This is a genomic window from Ferrimonas balearica DSM 9799 (assembly GCF_000148645.1).
Lineage (GTDB): Bacteria > Pseudomonadota > Gammaproteobacteria > Enterobacterales > Shewanellaceae > Ferrimonas > Ferrimonas balearica.
In genome coordinates this window covers 2,491,438-2,507,420 of the sequence record NC_014541.1, presented here as the reverse complement: position 1 = coordinate 2,507,420, position 15,983 = coordinate 2,491,438, and the positions used below count along the sequence as shown (strand labels likewise).

General features: G+C 61.3%; 13 protein-coding genes and 3 tRNA genes. 3 read left to right on the top strand and 13 right to left on the bottom strand.

All coding sequences use genetic code 11. The features are described 5' to 3' along the window. Window positions 1-20 precede the first annotated feature (20 nt). From FBAL_RS11405 to FBAL_RS11360, 10 genes are all read right to left on the bottom strand, one after another. On the bottom strand, window positions 21-716 hold the full coding sequence (locus FBAL_RS11405; RefSeq protein WP_013345749.1) for an electron transport complex subunit E: 696 nt from the start codon (window positions 714-716) through the stop codon (window positions 21-23). Further along, entirely contained in the window at window positions 713-1,345 is a 633-nt protein-coding gene (gene rsxG / locus FBAL_RS11400; RefSeq protein WP_013345748.1) for an electron transport complex subunit RsxG, read from the bottom strand. Before rsxG ends, FBAL_RS11405 begins: the two co-directional genes overlap by 4 nt. Further along, window positions 1,342-2,397, bottom strand: a complete 1,056-nt coding sequence (gene rsxD, locus FBAL_RS11395; protein WP_013345747.1) for an electron transport complex subunit RsxD — start codon at window positions 2,395-2,397, stop codon at window positions 1,342-1,344. Before rsxD ends, rsxG begins: the two co-directional genes overlap by 4 nt. 12 nt (window positions 2,398-2,409) lie before the next feature. Beyond that, the gene (rsxC, locus tag FBAL_RS11390) at window positions 2,410-5,097 is read right to left on the bottom strand and encodes an electron transport complex subunit RsxC (RefSeq protein WP_013345746.1); all 2,688 of its coding nucleotides are present in this window, start codon (window positions 5,095-5,097) and stop codon (window positions 2,410-2,412) included. A gap of 10 nt (window positions 5,098-5,107) precedes the next feature. Next, a complete protein-coding gene (rsxB, locus tag FBAL_RS11385; protein ID WP_013345745.1) occupies window positions 5,108-5,662 on the bottom strand; it encodes an electron transport complex subunit RsxB in 555 nt (184 codons plus the stop codon). A 3-nt stretch (window positions 5,663-5,665) separates the two neighbouring features. Then, window positions 5,666-6,244 (bottom strand): electron transport complex subunit RsxA, encoded by a 579-nt coding sequence (rsxA, locus tag FBAL_RS11380; RefSeq protein WP_013345744.1) that lies wholly within the window; start codon window positions 6,242-6,244, stop codon window positions 5,666-5,668. A gap of 131 nt (window positions 6,245-6,375) precedes the next feature. Further along, window positions 6,376-8,268, bottom strand: a complete 1,893-nt coding sequence (locus FBAL_RS11375) for an EAL domain-containing protein (RefSeq protein WP_013345743.1) — start codon at window positions 8,266-8,268, stop codon at window positions 6,376-6,378. Window positions 8,269-8,963: 695 nt separating this feature from the next. Then, window positions 8,964-9,039: transfer RNA gene (locus FBAL_RS11370), tRNA-Asn, on the bottom strand. Window positions 9,040-9,079: 40 nt separating this feature from the next. Then, window positions 9,080-9,155 (bottom strand) — tRNA-Asn (locus tag FBAL_RS11365). Window positions 9,156-9,194: 39 nt separating this feature from the next. After that, a tRNA-Asn gene (locus FBAL_RS11360) sits at window positions 9,195-9,270 on the bottom strand. Window positions 9,271-9,827: 557 nt separating this feature from the next. Between FBAL_RS11360 and FBAL_RS11355 the strand changes: the two genes are divergently transcribed. From FBAL_RS11355 to FBAL_RS11345, 3 genes are all read left to right on the top strand, one after another. After that, entirely contained in the window at window positions 9,828-11,204 is a 1,377-nt protein-coding gene (locus tag FBAL_RS11355) for an MATE family efflux transporter (protein ID WP_013345742.1), read from the top strand. Continuing rightward, window positions 11,188-13,185 carry an excinuclease ABC subunit UvrB gene (uvrB, locus tag FBAL_RS11350; protein WP_013345741.1) on the top strand — a complete coding sequence of 666 codons (1,998 nt, stop codon included), beginning with the start codon at window positions 11,188-11,190 and terminating at the stop codon, window positions 13,183-13,185. Before FBAL_RS11355 ends, uvrB begins: the two co-directional genes overlap by 17 nt. A 62-nt stretch (window positions 13,186-13,247) precedes the next feature. Beyond that, window positions 13,248-13,646 (top strand): hypothetical protein, encoded by a 399-nt coding sequence (locus tag FBAL_RS11345; RefSeq protein WP_013345740.1) that lies wholly within the window; start codon window positions 13,248-13,250, stop codon window positions 13,644-13,646. Here FBAL_RS11345 and rrtA read toward each other — a convergent pair. From rrtA to FBAL_RS11330, 3 genes are read right to left on the bottom strand one after another with little or no spacing between them, the layout of a single operon-like run. After that, window positions 13,628-14,230, bottom strand: a complete 603-nt coding sequence (gene rrtA / locus FBAL_RS11340) for a rhombosortase (protein WP_013345739.1) — start codon at window positions 14,228-14,230, stop codon at window positions 13,628-13,630. The genes FBAL_RS11345 and rrtA overlap by 19 nt on opposite strands. Continuing rightward, window positions 14,208-14,909 carry a 7-cyano-7-deazaguanine synthase QueC gene (gene queC, locus FBAL_RS11335; protein WP_013345738.1) on the bottom strand — a complete coding sequence of 234 codons (702 nt, stop codon included), beginning with the start codon at window positions 14,907-14,909 and terminating at the stop codon, window positions 14,208-14,210. Before queC ends, rrtA begins: the two co-directional genes overlap by 23 nt. Beyond that, complete coding sequence (locus FBAL_RS11330) at window positions 14,906-15,970, bottom strand: PLP-dependent cysteine synthase family protein (RefSeq protein WP_013345737.1); 1,065 nt, start codon at window positions 15,968-15,970, stop codon at window positions 14,906-14,908. The genes queC and FBAL_RS11330 overlap by 4 nt, the downstream gene beginning before the upstream one ends. Between the last annotated feature and the right edge of the window lie 13 nt (window positions 15,971-15,983).

Here is a 15,983-nt window from a genome sequence, read left to right as displayed (position 1 = left end):
GTTCCCTCAACGGTGTTCGGTTACTGGGTGACGCGCACCCGTTCTACTTTTTCTACGGCCTTATCGGCGGGTTTTATCCGCGCTTCCAGTTTCTCATTGAGCACGTTTTTCAGGGCGATCAGCAAGCCCATGGCGATGAAGGCGCCCGGTGGCAGCAGCGCCAGCAGGAAGGGGCTGTCCAGATGCATCACCTGAATGCGCAGTACCGAGGCCCAGTCGCCCAGCAACTGGTCCGCACCATCAAACAGCGTGCCCTGGCCAATCAGCTCGCGGGTGCCGCCCAGAATCATCAGCACCAGCATAAAGCCGGTCCCCATCATCAGGCCATCCAGCGCCGCAGCGCCCACCGGATTCTTGGAGGCGAAGGCTTCGGCACGGCCGATGATCACGCAGTTGGTGACGATCAGCGGCAGGAAGATCCCCAATGACAGGTAGAGGCCGTAGGCGTAGGCGTTCACCAGCAGCTGTACGCAGGTCACCAGGGCCGCGATGATCATCACGTACACCGGAATGCGGATCTCGTTGGGGATCCCTTTGCGCAACAGGGACACCAACACATTGGAGCTGACCAGCACCACCAGAGTGGCGAGGCCCAGTCCCATGGCGTTGGTCAGGGTGTTGGTGACCGCCAACAGCGGGCACAGACCCAGCAGCTGTACGATGCCGGGGTTGTTTTTCCACAGCCCTTGCCAGGCGATTTCGCGAAACTGACTCATGAGTCGCCTCCACAGCGGGGCGCCTGCAACAGCGCCTCCCGGTTGCGGTTGAAGTAGTTGAGCGCGTTCTTCACCGCGCCCACGTAGGCCCGCGGGGTGATGGTGGCACCGGTGAACTGGTCGAAGTCACCGCCGTCGCGTTTTACTGCCCAGCGGGGGTCTTTCTCATCGTCCATACGACGTCCGTTAAAGGAGAGCACCCAGTCGGAGCGACGCAGCTCGATCAGGTCTCCCAGTCCCGGGGTTTCCTGATGGCTGAGGGTACGCACTCCCAGCACTTCACCGCTCCAGTCGATGCCGACAATCAGATCGATGTCGCCACTGTACCCGTCCGGTGCGGTGGTCTCGATGGCAATGGCGGTTGGCTCACCGTTCTTGGTGGCCAGAAACGCCGGTTGCGGCTCCTTGCTGCCCAGATATTGAGGGCTGGTCAGCAGCAGGCATTCGTTGTGCAGCTCGTTGTCGTAACGGTCTGCCGGGATGATCTGATGCAGGGTGTTGAGCAGCTGCCGCTTCTGCTGCTCGGCAATCTGGTCTTTGGTGCCTTCGTAGGTCAGGGCGACCACACCGGCACAGGCGATCCCGAACAGGGCCAGCAGCAGGCCGTTTTTCTTCATCGACGGGATCATCGTGAGCCTCCGTGACCGTAGGTGCGCGGTCGGGTGTAGTAGTCGATCAAAGGCACGCTCATGTTGGCCAGCATGACGGCGAAGGCGACGGCATCGGGATAGCCGCCGAAGGTGCGAATGAGGTAAACCAGCAGGCCAATCAGCGCGCCGAACACCAGACGGCCACGGTTGCTGGTGGCAGCGGTAACCGGGTCGGTGGCGATAAAGAACGCGCCAAACAGGGTGGCTCCACTGAGCAGGTGCAGGGTGACGCCGCCGGTGCCATCCGGGTGCAGGATCTGGCCAATCAGCGCGCACAGACCCAGGGTGGCAATCATCGCCACCGGGATATGCCAACGGATCACCTTGAGCTTGAGCATCACCAGACCGCCCAGCAGGAACGCCAGGTTCACCCACTCCCAGCCCACACCGGCTAAGCTGCTGAACACTGGCTTGGTCAGGCTCTCACCGGCAGTCAGGCCGAGGGTCAGGTCGGTTTTCAGGGTGTCCAGTGGGGTCGCCATGGTGGCGCCGTCGATGCCCAGCCGCAGGCTGGCGACGGTATGGCCAGCCACTTCGCCGTTCAGCACCATCACCAGGGTGTCGATGGGGCCGAGGGTGGTGGCCGCCAGGGATTGTGGCGGCAGCCATTGGGTCATCTGCAGCGGGAAGGAGATCAGCAGCGCCACGTAAGCGCCCATCGCCGGGTTGAACAGGTTTTGGCCGATGCCGCCGTACAGCTGTTTGACCAGCACGATGGCAAACACCGCGCCCAGTACACTGACGTACCAGGGGGCCAGCGGCGGCAGGCAGATGCCCAGCAGCAGGCCCGTGACCAGAGCGGTACAGTCCGACAGAGCAACACGAACGTTGCGCCCGCGGGCTTTTACGCATACTGCCTCCGCGACCAGAGCGGTGGTGACCGCCAGAGCGATCTGGACCAGGTTGCCCCAGCCGAAAAACCACCATTGGGCCACGATGCCCGGCAGGGTGCACAACGCCACCCACTGCATTACGCGATGGGTTGGCATACGCCCCTGAATATGGGGGGAAGAGGCCATTTTAAACGCCATCAGTGTCCTCTCTTACTGATCCGGATTCTGTTGTTGCTTGGCCTTTGCCTTGGCAATGGCCCGGGCGATGGCCGCTTTACGCGGGTCGCTTTCGCTGTTCTGTTCGGCGGACTTTGGCGCCGGGGCCGGCTCAGCAGCCTCGCTGCCGTTCGCTGCGGCGGCCTGTTTGGCTTTGGCCTGGGCGATGGCGGCAGCCACGGCGGCTTTGCGCTTATCGTCAGCGGCAGCCGGGGCCGGCTCTGCAGTATCGCTGCCTTTGGCTTCGGCGGCTTGTTTGGCTTTGGCCTTGGCGATGGCGGCAGCCACGGCGGCTTTGCGCTTATCGTCAGCGGCAGCCGGGGCCGGCTCAGCAGCCTCGCTGCCGTTCGCTTCGGCGGCCTGTTTGGCTTTGGCCTTGGCGATGGCGGCCGCTACGGCGGCTTTGCGCTTATCGTCAGCGGCAGCTGGGGCCGGCTCAGACGTTTCGCTGCCTTTGGCTTCGGCGGCCTGTTTGGCTTTGGCCTTGGCGATGGCGGCCGCTACGGCGGCTTTGCGCTTATCGTCAGCGGCAGCTGGGGCCGGCTCAGACGTTTCGCTGCCTTTGGCTTCGGCGGCCTGTTTGGCTTTGGCCTTGGCGATGGCGGCGGCCACGGCGGCTTTGCGCTTATCGTCAGCGGTGGCCGGGGCAGGTTCTGCGGCATCACTGCCTTTGGCTTCGGCGGCCTGTTTGGCTTTGGCCTTGGCGATGGCGGCGGCCACGGCGGCTTTGCGCTTATCGTCAGCGGTGGCCGGGGCAGGTTCTGCGGCATCACTGCCTGCTTCACCGGCCTGCTTGGCTTTGGCCTTAGCGATGGCGGCGGCGACGGCGGCTTTACGCTTATCGTCGGCGGCGGCCGGGGCAGATTCTGCGGCATCACTGCCTGCCTCACCGGCCTGCTTGGCTTTGGCCCTGGCAATCGCGGCGGCGACGGCGGCTTTGCGCTTATCGTCGGCGGCAGCCGGGGCCGGCTCAGCAGCCTCGCTGCCTGTTGCTTCGGCGGCCTGCTTGGCTTTGGCACGGGCGACGGCAGCCGCTACAGCGGCCTGGCGGTCATCACCGGCGGCAGGGGCTTGCTCCCGGGCGGCTTTGGCCGCGCGGGCTTGCTCTTTGCGCTGGCGGCGCAGCTCAGCCATGTCGGTGCTCTCTTGCGCGCCAGCCTGTTTGGCCTTAATGCGGGCGAGGGCGGCTTCTACACCGGCACTCGGGGCGGCCGGAGCGGCTTTGGCCGCGCTCTTATGGCGAGACTCGCGTTCCGCTTTCTCTTTCTCCAGACGCGCCTGGCGGGCGTCGAAGCGCAGTTTGGCTTCTTCCGCCTTGGTCGCTTTCTGCGCGGCATCGCGCAGTTCTGCCTTGGCAATGCGGTAGTGGTGCACCAGCGGGATGTCGGACGGGCAGACAAAGGCGCAGGCGCCACACTCGATGCAGTCAGACAGGTTCAGCTGGGCAGCCTTGTCGTACTCCGCTGCCTGGCTGTGCCAGTACAGCTGCTGAGGCAGCAGGCTCTGTGGGCACACCTGGGCACACTCACCACAGCGGATGCAGTTGCGGGCGGGGGGCGAGGGGGGCAGCTCCTGCAGGCTGGGCAGCAGCAGGCAGTTGGTCGCTTTCACCACGGCCACATCGGTGCGGGGCAGGGCAAAGCCCATCATCGGGCCGCCCATAATCAGCGGCTGGCCGGGCAGGGGGTTGCTTTGGGTTTGTTCCAGCAGCCACTGCACGTCGGTACCGAGGCGAACCCAGTAGTTACCCGGTTTGCCCGCTTGTTCACCGGTGACGGTGACGACCCGCTGGATCAGCGGCTCATCGTCCAGCACGGCACGCTTAATGGCGTAGCAGGTGCCGACGTTGTGCATCAGGATGCCTTTGTCAGCGGGCAGCTGGCCTTTGGGGATCTCCAGGCCGGTCACGATCTGCACCAGCTGTTTTTCGCTGCCGGAGGGGTACTTGGTCGGGATCACCCGCAGCAGATAGCGCTGGGGATCGCGATGGCTGGCCATCAGCGCGTTGCGGATGGCAGTGATGGCCTCGGGTTTGTTGTCCTCGATGGCGATCAGGATGCGTTCCGGCTGGATCAGGTGGTCGAGAATGTCGATGCCGCTGAGGATCGCTTCCGCCTCGTCCTGCATCAGGCGGTCGTCGGAGGTGATGTAGGGCTCACACTCGGCGCCGTTGATGATCAGAAATTGCACCGGCTTATCGGTGCTCAGTTTGATGGCCGCCGGGAAGGTGGCACCACCGAGGCCGGCAATGCCGGCATCGCGGATGCGGCCGAGGATGGCGTCTCGCTCAAGCCCTTCCACGTTGACCCGGGTTTCCCGCGGACGCCAGTGGTCCTCACCATCGGCGATGATCTCGATGCACATCTCCGGCAGTCCGGAGGGGTGTGCAATGACGCGGGGCTCAATGCGGCCGACGGTGCCGGAGGTGGGGGCGTGAACCGGCACCGCCATCGGCAGCTGGGCGCGGGTCAACGCCTGGCCTTTGAGGACGGTGTCGCCAGTGGCCACCAGCAGACTGCCCGGCTGGCCAATGTGCTGGCGCAGCGGCACCCAAAAACGCTCCGGCAACGGCAGTTCGGCGATGGCGCTGCCATTGGAAAGGGATTTGCGCTCCGGCGGGTGGATGCCGCCGGGAAAGGTCCATTGTTGGCCTTGATCGATCTGTTCTAGCAAAGTCTGCACTGACCGCTCCTTACTGCACCATACGGACCGGGATGCTTTCGAGATCCCATTTCCAGTTCTGTGTGGTGGTGGCGATGGGACGCATCTCGATGCAGTCCACCGGGCACGGTTCCACACACAGGTCACATCCGGTGCACTGGTCAGCCAGTACCGTATGCATCTGTTTGCCGGTGCCGATGATGGCATCAACCGGGCAGGCCTGGATGCACTTGGTACAGCCGATGCACTCGGCTTCGCGGATATAGGCCACCTTGGGGCGGCTGTCGGCGTCGGCATCCAGCGGCTCAGGCTCTACGCCGAGCATATCGGCCAGCTTCTGTACCGTCGCTTCGCCACCGGGCGGACACCGGTTGATGGGGGCTTCGCCTTTGGCGATGGCCTCAGCGTAGGGGCGGCAACCGGGGAAGCCACACTGGCCACACTGGGTTTGCGGCAATGCCTGTTCGATCTGTTCGACCATAGGGTCGCCTTCGACCTTGAAGCGGATGGCGGCATAACCCAGCAAAACGCCGAATATCAGCGCCAGGCCCGCCAGGGCCAAAATGGCAAAAACAATACTGCTCATCGATTACTTAACCAGTCCGGTAAAGCCCATAAAGGCCAGCGACATCAGACCTGCGGTGATCATGGCGATGGATGCCCCTTTGAATGGCACGGGCACATCGGCGGCGGCGAGGCGTTCCCGCATGGCGGAGAACAAAATCAGCACCAGGGCAAAGCCGGCAGCGGCGCCAAAGCCATAAAGCACGGAGCTGATAAAGTCGTGCTGCTCATTGATGTTAAGCAGCGCCACGCCCAGTACCGCACAGTTGGTGGTGATCAGGGGGAGGTAGATGCCCAGTACCCGATGCAGTGAGGCGCTGGTTTTGCGCACCACCATCTCGGTGAACTGCACCACTACAGCGATCACCAGAATAAAGCTGAGGGTTCGGAGATAGGTCAACTCCAGCGGTACCAGCAGGTACTGGTGAACCAGGTAGCTGCAGGTGGAGGCCAGGGTCAGAACGAAGGCGGTAGCCATCGACATGCCAATGGCGGACTCCAATTTGCTGGAGACCCCCATAAAAGGACACAGGCCGAGAAACTTCACCAGCACGAAGTTGTTGACCAGTACGGTGCCAACCAGCAACAACAGGTATTCGGTCATGACAATGCGGTCGCGTTGAAAAGTAGTCCGACATTATCGGTAAATACGGCCATCGAAACAACTGACAGCAAGCAGGGTTACTGCGCTATTGCTCAGAGAATGGGCGCCCCGGCGTGTTGCCGGGGGCCGGTTTACGCGCGGATATGATGCAGCGGTTTGGGCAGGGCGATGTGGTGGCCCTGCAAGCCATGCACCCGCAACTCCTCCAGCGCCACCTTTTCGTCGGACCGTTCAACGTGGGTGGCAATGACCTTTACCTCAAGGCGGACGGCGATATCCAGCAGCATCTTGATAAAGAAACGATTGTTGGCGTTCTTCTCAATGTCCCGGGTTAACTCCGGTTCCAGCTTGATGTAGTCCGGCTTCAGCATCTGGAAGAAGCGGAATGAGGTCAGGGCGGTGCCGAAGTGATCGATGCAGATACGCGCGCCCAGTCGGTGCAGGCGTTCGATGCAGTGGGTGGCCTGGGTGGCGTTGTGTTGAATGCTGCGTTCGCTGATCTCAAACACCAGACGGTTGGCCAGTTGGGGCTGATCCTGCAGGCGATGCTCCAGCCAGGACATAAAGCTGGGATCACTGAAAGAGTGATTGGCCAGGTTGATGCCGTAGGTTTCTTTGCTGTTCTGCTCGTAGTCCAGCTCGCGCAGCAGGCGGGTGATCACCAACTTATCCAGTTCCACCGCCAGACCATAACGGGCGGCCATGCCGAAGGTGGGTTCGGTGGGAAGCGGGTGGTCATCGGTATTCTGGAAACGCACCAGCATCTCGGTGTAGAGGCGATCCTCTTCCCGGGTAGGGCGGATCTTCTGATGGATAAAGTGCAGGCGGCCGTGCTCAATCACGTCCTCAATCACCCCCTGCCAGCGCTCGGAGTCCAGTCCCAGATCCGCCAGTGAACTCTCCATCAGGTAGTGCTCGTGGGCGCCCTGGGATTCCGCCATGCTGACGGCGGTATCGAGGTTGGTCAGCAGGCGACTGATACGGTCACCCTGTTGATAGGCGATGGCGCCGACCGCACCGGCATTGTCCACCTCCTGGTGCTTGGCCAGGTCAGCCAGTTGCAGCGTCAGGGTCTTCATCAGGTTTTTGCAGCCATCGGAATCGAGCCGTGGCAGCTTCATCAGGAAGTCGGTTGCGCCATAGCGGTAGACCTCGCTGCTGTGGTATTGAAGGGTGGATTGCTTGAGCAGTACCGCGACCTCGGCCAGGTAGCGATCACCACCGCTGTGGCCCAGTCGCTCGTTTAGCTCGGCTAGGGCGCCTGCCCGCAGCAGAATCAGATGGCCGGCCAGGGCATCGACGCCGCTGGGGCGTTCCATCTCTTCGTTAAACAGCGCGCGGGTTTTCAGCCCGGTGACCGGGTCCAGCACGGGGTGCTGTAAGTCGTGGCTGCGCTGGGCTTTGGCCACCTGCTGCTTCAATTCGGTCGCACTGGTTTTCAGGGCCCGGACTAAAGGGCCAAGGCGGCCGGAAATGCGGTCCAGTTGGCTGGGAAATTCAAAGGTGGGCAAGCGTTCGATGGCACTGCGCAGAGTGCGCAATTTGCGGCCGGTTGCTACGGAGCGCCAAATCACCAGCATCAGGGTGATGACAAAGACCACACTGATAATGATCAGGGGTTGGAACAAGGCGGGCTCGGCGGCTTTCAGGTAATGATTGCCATCCAGTTGTACCCGGTAGTCCCAGTCCTGATAGCGGGTTTCTGCGACCAGTTCATTGGGGTAGAGCGTCAACAGCGGGGCCAATGGGTGCGTGGGCTCCTGATACTGGCCATACACCGCCTGAGTGGCGTCCGCCCGGTTTCGCACAAACCCGTACCGCAGTGGCACCTGTTGTTTCAGCGTATCGAACAGTTGGTTGCTCGGTTCGCCGTTGGCGACCGCCCGGTTGAGCGTATCGCTCATGGTGGCATGGTCGGCGCTGATGGCCGAGTGGATCTGTTGACTGCTTAGCAGGGCGAATGTGGCCGCGGCGGCCAGATACAAGCTTGCCAGGCTGATGATGGTGGTGCGAGTCCCCAACATAAGACAACGATCTCCTTATCGTTTATTGCCCTACCCAGATACAGCGTAAGTGTTCATCCGCTAACCGGCGGATTATCTGGCGCTTTTGAGTGTATACCACCTGAGCGTTTCGCTGCGATCCCTGCGCCAAGGGCCGATCCTAGATCGTCACCGTTACACTCGCAAGGGGGTAGAGTCAGTAGAGGCACCTGATGTGGGATAACCGCGGTTTCTGCAATGACACGATAACGCTGTGGGCATCGGGGTTTCCGTCAATGTCAGCGGCTCTGCGGTGAACAAAACGACGGGGAGTGGATTTGGCGCAGCGCCGCCGTAAGGCGCGTGGAGGGTGACGGCCGGAGCGAAAGCGCGATGCCGTGGCGCAGGGGAGGGGGCTTAGGTCAGCGGACAGGTGGCACTTCCCACCCCGGTGAGATGGCGTCGATGGCATGTCGAGTATCCGTGGGCCAAGGCCCACGCTACGTTGGGGCAGCGACATACGCTGATTCTGACAGAGCGAGACTGTTGCATCGAAAGTTTCTCGTGCGGGGATGTTTCAAAGGGCAGGGGTCGTTGGTGTCGATGGACTTTCGAGTACCCGTGGGCCAAGGCCCACGCTACGTTGCGGCAGCGACATACGCTGATTCTGACAGAGCCAGTCCGCCGTTCTACCGACAGAGACGAAAAAGCCCCGCTGATGCGAGGCTTTTCGAAGGTGGCTCCCCCTGCTGGACTTGAACCAGCGACATACGGATTAACAGTCCGCCGTTCTACCGACTGAACTAAGGGGGAACAGGTTGTCTGCGTGTTTTGTCTGACGCCTCAGGAAACGTGGCTCCCCCTGCTGGACTTGAACCAGCGACATACGGATTAACAGTCCGCCGTTCTACCGACTGAACTAAGGGGGAACAGATTGTCTGCGTGTTTTGTCTGACGCCTCAGGAAAGTGGCTCCCCCTGCTGGACTTGAACCAGCGACATACGGATTAACAGTCCGCCGTTCTACCGACTGAACTAAGGGGGAACATCATCGTCTCGAAGACGGAGCGCATATTAATGACCCCACCATAGGGAGTCAACAGCCGTTCCTAAAAATTGCCGCCAGCCAGGTGCGTTTGGCTACCCTATGCACAATGGGCCTAATTCCTCAGCGATTTGCAGCGATTTTGTCACCGGCTCGGGGTTTGGCGCGCTGCAATAAACTCGGGACAGTCAGTGGCTTACGAATGACGTTCGTTTTCTTGTTGTCTCAGGTCGGATGAGAAAAAGGGGTTGACTTTTGCCAAGCCAGATCGGCTCTGGCTTTATCGGTGTTATCCACTGATTTTGTGGATAACTGTGTTAATGAAGTCGTGAATGAAGGTGTCAGGCCCCGTCAAATCAAGGTTTTCAGCGATGTGAGCAGAGATTGTGCATAATCTGTCCTTGCTTAATAAACAGACACTTAGCGCATTTTCTTTGCAAGGGCTGTAGCCCGTTCCCCACTCTGTAATTTTACGACTTTTTGTGAAGCCAGGGTTGTGTATTAGTTTTGGTTGTTATCCAATCACCCGCGTTTACATTCCTGCTGCCGGAGAATCCGTGTCCCGAATCCAAGTCCATCAGTTGACTGAGGGCGATGTTATTGCCCATCTGCGTCGTATGACCTGGCCCTTGCTGATGGCCATGGTGCTGTTGATGACTTTCAACTTTGTCGACGCGTACTTCGTCAGCTTGCTGGGCACCAAGGAGTTGGCGGCCTTCTCTTTCACCTTCCCCGTGACCTTTACCCTGTTCAGTGTGGTGATTGGTCTTGGTATCGGCACCAGTGCCGCGGTGGCCACGGCGCAGGGAAAGGGCAAGCAGGAGAGGGCGCGGGCGCTGGGCGGCTCGGCGTTGGCGCTGTCTGCTGCTCTGATGCTGTTTCTGGCGTTGCCGGTATGGCTGGGCCACGATTGGCTGTTTCGGGCGCTTGGGGCAGAGGGCGACTCGCTGACGCTGATCAACGAGTTTATGAGCGTCTGGTTGCTTGGGGTGATGTTTATCACCTTCCCGATGATTGGCAACGCGGTGATGCGCGCCAATGGCAATACCCGCCTGCCCAGCCTGGTGATGGCAGGCAGCGCCTTTGTGAATGCGGCGCTGGACCCGTTGTTTATCTTTGGCTGGGGGCCGGTGCCGGCGCTGGGGCTGAAAGGGGCGGCGCTGGCAACCGTCTGTGCCAACCTGGTGTCCAGCGCGGTGATTGTCTACATGCTGGTGTTTCGGATGCGGGCGGTGGGCTGGTTCCGGGAGTGGCCGGAACGGCTGCAGGGCTACCGTGAGATTCTGGCCATCGCGTTACCGGCCGCCGGTTCCAATATGCTCACGCCGCTGGCCATGGGGCTGATGACTGCGCTGATGGCCGGGTACGGTGAAGCAGCTGTGGCGGCCTTCGGGGTGGGTACCCGACTGGAGTCCCTGACCACGCTGGTGGTGCTGACCCTGTCGATGAGCCTGCCGCCTTTGATTAGCCAAAATGCTGCTGCCGGTCATATGGACCGGGTGCGACTGCTCTACAGCAAGGTGATTAAGTTTGTCCTGCTGTTCCAGGGCGTGGTCTATCTGGTGCTGCTGGTCAGTGCCAACTGGATCGGCCAGGCGTTCGGGCAGGATGCGCAGGTGGCCGCCACCATTGCGCTGCTGGTCAGCATTATGCCGCTCTCTTATGGGGCGCAGGGCGTGATCATCCTGTCCAACTCCAGCTTTAATGCGTTGCATCGTCCGATGTCGGCGCTCGGCTTGTCGGTGGTGCGGTTGTTTGTGATGTACCTGCCGTTGGCGTACATCGGTGGTAAACTCGCGGGATTGACCGGCGTTTTCGTGGGCGCGGCGGTGGCGAATGTCATCACTGGCCTGATCGCGTGGCGCTGGGTTTGGTATCACCTGTGCTGTAACCGCGATAATTCTGCCGAGGCTGTCCGTGAGTCGACCCTTTAAGCTGCATTCCCAGTTTCAACCTGCCGGCGATCAACCCGGCGCCATCGCCAAGCTGCTGGACGGACTGGACGCCGGTCTGGCCCACCAGACCCTGCTGGGGGTAACCGGTTCCGGTAAAACCTTCACCATGGCCAATGTGGTGGCGGAACTGAATCGACCCACCATCATCCTGGCCCACAACAAAACCCTGGCGGCGCAGCTCTATGGCGAGATGAAGGAGTTTTTCCCCGAGAACTCGGTGGAGTACTTCGTCTCCTACTACGACTACTACCAGCCGGAAGCCTACGTCCCCTCCACCGACACCTTTATCGAGAAGGACGCGTCCATCAACGCCCATATCGAGCAGATGCGTCTGTCCGCAACCAAGGCACTGATGGAGCGGCGCGATGTGGTGTTGGTGGCGTCGGTGTCCGCCATCTATGGTCTGGGCGACCCCAAGGCGTATATGGCGATGCTGCTGCATCTGCGCCAGGGCGACATCATGAACCAGCGCGATATTCTCAAGCGACTGGCGGAGTTGCAGTACAGTCGCAACGACATGGCGTTTGAGCGCGGCACCTTCCGGGTGCGGGGCGAGGTGATCGACATCTTCCCGGCGGACTCGGAGAAGGAGGCGGTGCGGATTGAACTGTTTGATGAAGAGATCGAACGCATCACCCTGTTTGACCCGCTGACCGGGGCGCAGAGCCGCGAAGTGGCGCGTTACACCGTGTACCCCAAAACCCACTACGTGACGCCGCGGGAAACCATTATCGGCGCCATTGATAAGATCAAGGCGGAGCTGAAAGTCCGGCATCAACAGCTGCTGGACAACAACAAGCTGATTGAGGCGCAGCGCATCAAGGAGCGGACTCAGTTTGATGTGGAGATGATGCTGGAGCTGGGTTACTGCTCCGGGATTGAGAACTACTCCCGCTACCTGTCCGGCCGCGCACCGGGCGAGCCGCCGCCGACCCTGCTGGATTACCTGCCGGACGATGGCCTGCTGATCATCGATGAATCCCACGTTACCGTGCCGCAGCTGGGCGCCATGTACAAAGGCGACCGCAGCCGTAAAGAGACGCTGGTGGAGTACGGTTTCCGGCTGCCGTCGGCCATGGACAACCGGCCCCTGAAGTTTGAAGAGTTTGAGGCGATTGCGCCGCAGACCGTGTTTGTCTCAGCGACTCCGGCCAAGTATGAGCTGGATAAGTCCGCCGGCGATGTGGTGGAGCAGGTGGTGCGTCCCACCGGTTTGCTCGATCCGGAAATTGAGGTGCGCCCGGTGGCCACCCAGGTGGATGACCTGCTGTCTGAGATCCGCATTCGTGCCGATAAGAATGAGCGGGTACTGGTGACCACTCTGACCAAACGGATGGCGGAAGACCTGACCGAGTACCTGGAGGACCACGACGTCCGGGTGCGTTACCTCCACTCCGATGTCGACACCGTCGAGCGGATGGAGATCATCCGTGATTTGCGCTTGGGCGAGTTCGACGTGCTGGTGGGGATCAACCTGTTGCGGGAGGGGCTCGATATGCCGGAGGTGTCTCTGGTGGCGATTCTCGATGCCGACAAAGAGGGCTTCCTGCGCTCCGACCGCTCCCTGATCCAGACCATGGGCCGTGCCGCCCGTAACGTTAACGGTAAAGCGATTCTCTACGCTGATCGCATCACCGGCTCGATGGAGCGTGCCATCGGTGAAACCCAGCGCCGTCGTGCCAAGCAGGAGGCGTATAACGCTGAGCATGGCATCGTACCGAAGGGGCTGGTGAAGAAGATCACCGACGTGATGGATGTGGGTGGGAAGCGCCGTCCCGGTGAGCGCAAGGTGGCGGAAACCAAACCGACCTACCAGCCGGTGGATCCGGCCAAGCTGGCTAAGTCCATCGCTGAGCTGGAAAAAACCATGTACGAGCACGCCCGCAATCTGGAGTTTGAAAAAGCGGCGGCGCTGCGGGACGAGATTACCGCCCTGCGCGAGCAACTCGTGGTCTCATGATGCCCTGAGTGAACCATACTTACCTAAAGCCCCGACGTGAGTGAATTGGGGGGGAGGGGAGTATGGTTAAGGGTCGAAATCTGATTGCACTGGCCGCCCTGGGGGCGGCACTGGTCGTGGCATATCAGCAGATGCCGATGCCACAAGTAGCCCAACTTGAGCCCGGAGTCCGGGGTGAGTTACGCACGGAAGTGCACCGCAGCAGCGAAGTGTTGGGGCCGGGTCTGGCCTATTATCGCAGCGCCAATACCCCACCGCCGACCGGCGAGCCGGCTGCTGAAGTGGACATCAACGTTCTGATTCAGGATTTTCCCACTGCGGCGGGTGAGATCCACCAGCAGGTGCTGTTGGACCAACAGTATCAGGCCGCGCTGAATGGCGACCATGAGCAGGCGATGAAGTTGATGGCAGAGAGCTTCCGCAGCGGCGAGGGCAGCGGCAGCTATCGCACTCGCTGGTAAGCCCGGCAGGCCAACGCGCACAACACCCCGCTGAGGGCGCCCAGGGCGTGGGATTCCACCGCCACCTGGGCGTCGATCAGTGCGGCCACCTCGGCACTGGCGCCGAAGTAGTTCTCCCAGCCGACCTTGGCAAACACCCCAATCAACAGCAGATAACCGCTGCGCCAGCCGCGCTGGATGTCCATCATCGCGCCCCAGGCAAACAAACCATGCAGGAGCGCGCTCAGGCCGACATAGCGGGCGGTTTCCGGCACCCACCACCAGATCCCCAGGCTGACCATCGCCATGATGCACAGGCTGACGCTGGCAATGCTGCGCCAGCGGTAGTGGGGCTGATGCAGGGCGAAGATCAGCCAGAGGCCACCGAGGTTCATTAAGAGGTGCGCGGTGTTGGAGTGCAGCAGGTGCCCGGTCCACAGGCGCCACCACTGACCCTGTTCTAACCCGTTGCGGGACCACACCAGCGTGTCGTAGAGGCTGGGCAGCGCCCAGCACAACAGTGCCAGGAGTGACAAAAGCAAAGGCCCGGCCAACTGGCCGGGCTTGGGCAGGCCGAACGCCTTAGTCGAGGCCACACTGGCCACGGACGTCGTCCAGAATGGTGTCACGGTTGGCCAGGTACTGTTCCAGTCCGCGGGCGCGCAACTGGCAGGCCGGACAGGTGCCGCAGCCGGCACCGAGCACGCCGTTATAGCAGGTCAGGGTGCGGTCCCGTACCAGCTCCAACGTACCGTAGTGGTCCGCCAGGGCCCAGGTTTGGGCCTTGTCCAGCCACATCAGTGGCGTGGCCAGGGTCAGCGGGCGGTCCATTCCCAGTACCAGTGCCTTCTCCAGTGCCTGAACAAACTCATTGCGGCAATCCGGGTAGCCGGAAAAATCGGTTTCACACACCCCGGTGATCACGGTCTGTGCGCCCACCTGATAGGCGTAGATCCCGGCCAGGGTCAGGAACAGGATATTGCGGCCGGGCACAAAGGTGTTGGGCAGGCCGTTGTCCATCAGTTCGTTGGCCACGGCGATGTTATCGCGGGTCAGAGCGCTGATGGCCAGTTCACCCAGCAGGCTGACGTCCATCACTTTGTGGGCCTTAACCCCCAGCTCCGTGGCCAGGGTTTTGGCTACTTCGATCTCCTGCGCATGGCGCTGGCCGTAATCGAAGGTGATGGCGTGCACTTCGTCGTAGTGGGTCAGGGCCTGCACCAGGCAGGTGGTGGAGTCCTGGCCGCCGCTGAATACCACGACGGCAATGCGTTTGTCGCTCATAAAGCCTCCAATTCGCCAGTGGCGGAGAAGCGTTCCAGTTGGGCCAGGTAGGGGGCCACGTCGCCAATCTTTTCGGCCACCCATTGTGGGTTGTAGTAGCTGTCGAGGTAGCGTTCACCGGAGTCGCACAGTAGGGTCACGATGGAACCGCGCTCGCCCTTGCGGCGCATCTCGTCGGCCAGTTGCAGCACGCCATAAAGGTTGGTGCCGGTGCTGGCGCCGGTTTTGCGGCCAATCAACTGTTCCAGCCACAGTACGGTGGCAATGGAGGCAGCGTCCGGGATCTGGCGCATCTCATCCACCACACCGGGAATAAAGGAGGGCTCGACCCGCGGACGGCCAATCCCTTCAATGCGGGAGCAGGCGTTGCTGGTCAGGCTCTTGTCGAGGCTGTGGAAGTAGTCATAGAACACCGAGTTATCCGGGTCTACCACACACAGGCGGGTGTCCACTTTCTGGTAGCGCAGGTAGCGGCCAATGGTGGCGGAGGTACCGCCGGTGCCCGGGCTCATTACGATGTGGCTGGGCACGGGGAAGCGTTCATGCTTCATCTGGCGGAAGATGGAATCGGCGATGTTGTTGTTGCCGCGCCAGTCGGTAGCACGCTCGGCGTAGGTGAACTGGTCCATGTAGTGGCCATTCAGCTCTTCGGCCAGGCGGGCGGATTCGGTGTAGATGTCCGCCGGTTCCACCAGGTGACAGCGACCGCCATAGAACTCGATCTGGTCGATCTTTTTCTGTGCGGTGGACTTGGGGATCACGGCGATAAAGGGCAGGCCCAACAGGCGGGCAAAGTAGGCCTCGGAGATGGCGGTAGAACCAGAGGAGGACTCGATGATCGGCGCCCCTTCACGGATCCAGCCATTACACAGGCTATACAGGAACAGCGAGCGCGCCAGACGATGCTTCAGACTGCCGGTGGGGTGGGTACTCTCATCTTTCAGATAGATGTCGATGTCCACCAGGTGCGGCAGGTCCAGTTTGATCAGGTGCGTGTCAGCGCTGCGCTGAAAATCCGCTTCGATCTGGGCGATGGCCCAGTTAACCCAATTGCGCGGCATAGAAATCCCGTAT

Coding starts and splice junctions, on each gene's coding strand:
- FBAL_RS11405 (WP_013345749.1), bottom strand. CDS start 716: ATGAGTCAGTTTCGCGAAATCGCCTGGCAAGGGCTGTGGAAAAACAAC.
- rsxG (WP_013345748.1), bottom strand. CDS start 1,345: ATGATCCCGTCGATGAAGAAAAACGGCCTGCTGCTGGCCCTGTTCGGG.
- rsxD (WP_013345747.1), bottom strand. CDS start 2,397: ATGGCGTTTAAAATGGCCTCTTCCCCCCATATTCAGGGGCGTATGCCA.
- rsxB (WP_013345745.1), bottom strand. CDS start 5,662: ATGAGCAGTATTGTTTTTGCCATTTTGGCCCTGGCGGGCCTGGCGCTG.
- rsxA (WP_013345744.1), bottom strand. CDS start 6,244: ATGACCGAATACCTGTTGTTGCTGGTTGGCACCGTACTGGTCAACAAC.
- FBAL_RS11375 (WP_013345743.1), bottom strand. CDS start 8,268: ATGTTGGGGACTCGCACCACCATCATCAGCCTGGCAAGCTTGTATCTG.
- FBAL_RS11345 (WP_013345740.1), top strand. CDS start 13,248: ATGGTTAAGGGTCGAAATCTGATTGCACTGGCCGCCCTGGGGGCGGCA.
- queC (WP_013345738.1), bottom strand. CDS start 14,909: ATGAGCGACAAACGCATTGCCGTCGTGGTATTCAGCGGCGGCCAGGAC.
- FBAL_RS11330 (WP_013345737.1), bottom strand. CDS start 15,970: ATGCCGCGCAATTGGGTTAACTGGGCCATCGCCCAGATCGAAGCGGAT.